3 protein-coding genes are annotated in these 5,037 nt (G+C 64.1%); 2 read left to right on the forward strand and 1 reads right to left on the reverse strand.

The features are described 5' to 3' along the window. On the reverse strand, window positions 1-2,836 hold a 2,836-nt coding region (uvrA, locus tag AC4FAH_RS13105), incomplete at its 3' end, for an excinuclease ABC subunit UvrA (RefSeq protein ID WP_490246173.1). A 207-nt stretch (window positions 2,837-3,043) separates the two neighbouring features. Between uvrA and AC4FAH_RS13110 the strand changes: the two genes are divergently transcribed. After that, window positions 3,044-4,459, forward strand: a complete 1,416-nt coding sequence (locus tag AC4FAH_RS13110; RefSeq protein ID WP_054556904.1) for an MFS transporter — start codon at window positions 3,044-3,046, stop codon at window positions 4,457-4,459. A gap of 87 nt (window positions 4,460-4,546) precedes the next feature. Beyond that, on the forward strand, window positions 4,547-5,037 hold a 491-nt coding region (gene ssb / locus AC4FAH_RS13115; protein WP_490246174.1), incomplete at its 3' end, for a single-stranded DNA-binding protein.

The following is a 5,037-nucleotide window of genomic DNA, read 5'->3' on the forward strand; positions in this document are numbered from 1 at the left end:
TGGTGGCTTTCTGGCGCTCCAGCAGCGGGGCCAGGAAGCGACCGGTGTGCGAGATCTCCTGCGTGGCCAGTTGCTCCGGCGTGCCTTCGGCGATGATCTGGCCGCCGCCTGAGCCGCCTTCCGGACCGAGGTCGATCAGCCAGTCGGCGGTCTTGATCACATCCAGGTTGTGCTCGATCACGACCACGGTGTTGCCGTGATCGCGCAGGCGGTGCAACACGACCAGCAGCTGGCGAATATCCTCGAAGTGCAGACCGGTGGTCGGCTCATCGAGAATATAGAGCGTCTTGCCGGTATCGCGTTTGGCCAGCTCACGCGCCAGCTTGACGCGCTGGGCTTCACCGCCGGACAGCGTGGTCGCGCTCTGGCCGAGGCGGACGTAGGAGAGGCCGACATCCATCAGCGTCTGCAGGCGGCGGGCGATGGCCGGAACCGGCGAGAAGAACTCCAGCGCCTCCTCGATGGTCATCTCCAGCACTTCGTGGATGTTCTTGCCCTTGTACTGCACTTCAAGCGTCTCGCGGTTGTAGCGCTTGCCCTTGCAGACATCGCAGGGCACGTACATGTCGGGCAGGAAGTGCATCTCGACCTTGATCAGGCCGTCGCCCTGACAGGCCTCGCAGCGGCCGCCCTTGACGTTGAAGCTGAAGCGGCCCGGCTTGTAGCCGCGGGCGCGTGCTTCCTGGGTGCCTGAGAACAGCTCGCGAATCGGCGTGAAGATGCCGGTATAGGTCGCCGGATTGGAGCGCGGCGTCCGCCCGATGGGGCTCTGGTCGATATCCACCATCTTGTCGAACAGGTCCAGCCCTTCGATGGTGCCGTAGGGCGCGGGCGTCAGGGTGGTGGCCCGATTGAGCTCACGCGCCGCCAGCGGCATCAGGGTGGCATTGATCAGCGTCGACTTGCCCGAGCCCGAGACCCCGGTGATGCACGTCAGCAGGCCTGTCGGCAGCGTCAGCGTCACATCCTGCAGGTTGTTGCCGGTGGCACCGGTCAGGCGCAGCACCTTGTCAGGGTTGGCCGGAAGGCGGTAGGGCGGCACGGCGATCTCGCGCTCGCCACTCAGGTATTGCCCGGTCAATGAGCCCGGCGTGGCCTCGATCTGCTCCGGCGTGCCCTGGGCGACGATCTCGCCACCATGCACGCCGGCGCCCGGGCCGATATCCAGCACGTGGTCGGCGGCGCGAATCGCGTCCTCATCATGCTCGACCACGATCACGGTGTTGCCCAGGTCGCGCAGATGGATCAGCGTCTTGAGCAGGCGATCATTGTCACGCTGATGCAGGCCGATGGACGGCTCATCGAGGATGTACATCACCCCGACCAGGCCGGCACCGATCTGGCTGGCGAGACGGATACGCTGCGCCTCACCGCCGGACAGGGTGTCGGCGCTGCGCTCCAGGGTCAGATAGTCGAGGCCGACATTGACGAGAAATTCGAGGCGCGCCTGGATCTCATGCACGATCTTGGCGGCGATCTCGCCCTTGCGTCCCGGCAGGCTCAGCTTGCCGAACTCTTCCCACGCCTCGCCGATCGGCTGACGCACGACCTCGGAGAGCGTGCGGTCATCGACATAGACGTTGCGCGCTTCACGACGCAGGCGCGAGCCGTCGCAGCTCGGGCACGGCTGGACCGCCAGATAGCGGGCGAGGTCCTCGCGCACCATGTTGGATTCGGTCTCGCGGTAACGGCGCTCCATGTTGGGCAGCACGCCCTCGAAGGGGTGCTCGCGGGTCACCTTGCGGCCACGGTCATTCACGTAGCTGAAGGCGATGTCCTCGCGGCCACTGCCATTGAGCACGGCGTCACGCGCTTCATCGCTGAGCGACTCCCAGGCCGCTTCCAGCGCGAAGCCGTAATGCTCGGCAACGGCCTGCAGCTGGCTGAAGTAGTAGACACTGCGGCGGTCCCAGCCCTTGATGACGCCTTCGGCCAGTGACAGCTCAGGATGGCTGATCAGCTTCTCGGGATCGAAATACTGCTTCACGCCGAGGCCGTCACAGGTCGGGCAGGCGCCCGCCGGGTTGTTGAAGGAGAACAGGCGCGGTTCCAGCTCGGCCAGCGCATAGCCACACACCGGGCAGGCGAAGCGCGAGGAGAAGACGAGGTCTTCCTGTTCGCCATCCATGAAGTGCAGGCGCGCGCTGCCGTCGGCCAGATTCAGCGCGGTCTCGAAGGATTCGGCCAGGCGCTGCTTGAGGTCTTCGCGCACCTTGAAGCGATCGACGACGACGTCGATGTCATGCTTCTTGTTCTTCTCCAGCGGCTTGAGATCATCCAGCTCGACGATCACGCCGTCGATGCGGGCCCGCACGAAGCCCTGGGCGCGCAGCTCTGACAGCAGCTGGAGGTGCTCACCCTTGCGGCCACTGACCACGGGAGCCAGCAGCATCAGCTTGCTGCCTTCCGGCAAGGCGAGCGCCTGATCGACCATCTGCGAGATGGTCTGGGCTTCCAGGTCGATCGCGTGGTCCGGGCAGCGCGGCGTACCGGCGCGTGCATACAGCAGGCGCAGGTAGTCGTAGATCTCGGTAATGGTACCGACGGTGGAGCGCGGGTTGTGCGAGGTCGATTTCTGTTCGATGGAAATCGCCGGTGACAGACCTTCGATATGGTCGATGTCCGGCTTTTCCATCATCGACAGGAACTGACGTGCGTAGGTGGACAGTGATTCGACGTAGCGCCGCTGTCCCTCGGCATAGAGAGTGTCAAAGGCAAGTGATGACTTGCCGGAACCGGAAAGTCCGGTCACCACGATCAGCTTGTCACGCGGCAGTTCGACATCGATGTTCTTGAGGTTGTGGGTGCGCGCACCCCTCACCTGAATCCTGTCCATTGCCACCTCGGGCTGCGTCGATAAAAGCAACGATTATAAGGCGCGGGTGAAACACCCGGCAAAGGCTGCATGCTTTCAAAGCCGCCAAGCGGGCCTTAGAATATGCAGTCCATTGGTGGGCGACCACCGTTGGACGTCACATCTCGGCGACCCACGTGGTCGGCCTCCCTCTTCTTGACTGTCATGCTCCGGAGCCCGCCGCCGCCCATGAAAACCTCTCGACTGCTCGCGCCGGAACGCCGCGCCATCGTCGGCCTTGCCAGCCTCTATGCGACTCGCATGCTGGGGCTGTTCATGGTGTTGCCGGTGCTGGCGCTCTATACCCGTGATCTCGCCGGTGCGACGCCGACACTGGTCGGTGTGGCGCTGGGTGGCTACGGGCTGACCCAGGCATTGCTGCAGATTCCGTTCGGCTGGCTGTCAGACCGACTGGGGCGCAAGGCCGTGATCGGCTTCGGGCTCGGGTTGTTCATTCTGGGCTCGCTGGTCGCGGCGACGGCCGACAGCATCGAGATGATCATCCTTGGACGCTGTCTGCAGGGCAGCGGCGCCGTGGCGGGAGCGATCATGGCACTGCTGGCCGATCAGACCCGGGAGGAGGTTCGCACCATGGCGATGGCCTCCATCGGCATGTCGATCGGGGTCGCCTTCGCGCTGGCGATGGTCGCAGGGCCACTGGCCGCAGATGCCTTCGGCCTGTCGGGGGTCTTCTGGTTGACCGCCGTGATGGCCGTCGCGAGCCTGTTCGTGCTCTGGAAGCTGGTGCCAGCTGCGCCCAGGCGTCAACATCAGGATGTGGGGCTTGATAGGCGCCAGCTCAAGGGTATCCTCGCGAATTCCGCGTTGTTGCGCATGGATGTGTCGATCTTTGCGCTGCACATGATCCTGACCGCCTGCTTCGTGGCCATTCCCCAGCAGCTGGTCAATTTCGGCATCGCCCCGGCGCATCACGGCTGGATCTACCTGCCATTGATGGGGCTGGCCTTTGTCGCCATGCTGCCGCTGGTCATCGTGGCCGAGAAGTATCGGCGCATGAAGCCCGTCTTCCTGGGAGCCGTCGCGACCATCGCGACAAGCTTGCTGCTGCTGGGAGTCGATGGCATCGAGCATGCGGGGCTGGCGATGTTCCTCGGCCTGCTGTGGCTGTTCTTCGTCGCCTTCAATCTGCTTGAGGCGACCTTGCCGTCGATGATCTCAAAGCTGGCCCCGGCCGGTGCCAAGGGCACGGCGATGGGGGTCTATTCCACCAGTCAGTTCCTGGGCGCCTTCGTTGGCGGTGTCGGGGGCGGCTGGTTGACCGGGCATTTCGGTCTGAGCGGCGTGTTCTTCGCCATGGGGCTGGTCGCCATTCTGTGGCTGGCCGTGGTGTGGGGCATGCAACCGCCGCGACATCTGGGTAGTGAAGTGATCGGCCTGTCACCCGAGGCCGCGCAATTGTCGGCCGTCGAGCTGCAGACACGCCTGCTGGCGATCGCCGGCGTGGAAGAGGCGCTCGTGGTGCGTGAGGAACGGGTCGCTTATCTCAAGGTCACACGCGATACACTGGATGACAAGGCGCTGGCCCGTTTCACTCGCCAGCGTGATGACGAAACTCCGGCAGGCGCGGAAGTGCCTGCCAGCTGAACCCTGACATCGGCAACACATTGCCGGTGCACTCGATACCTTCTCCGGTGCCCATGGCGCGCCGGTCTATTTGCAGGAGTAATCTTCATGGCTCGTGGCGTAAACAAGGTCATTCTGATCGGTAATCTCGGTCAAGACCCGGAAGTTCGCTTCACCCCGTCCGGTAGTGCGGTGTGCAACCTGAACCTCGCGACGACGGACACCTGGAATGATCGCCAGAGCGGTCAGCGTCAGGAACGTACCGAATGGCACCGTGTGGTGATGTTCAACAAGCTGGCTGAAGTGGCCCAGCAATACGTCAAGAAAGGCTCACGCCTGTATATCGAAGGCCGCCTGCAGACGCGCAAGTGGCAGGATCAGAACGGCAATGACCGTTACAGCACCGAAATCGTGGCCAACGACATGCAGATGCTGGATACGCGTGGTGAAGGTGGCGGCGGCAACTTCGCTGGTGGTCGCCCGCAGCAGGCGCCTCAGCAGGGCGGCCAGCAACCGGCCGCAGCCCCCCAGCAGGGTGGCCAGTTCGGTGGTCAGCAGCCGGCCCCGCAGCAAGGTGGCCAGTTCGGTGGTCAGCAGCC

This window comes from Cobetia sp., assembly GCF_983723665.1.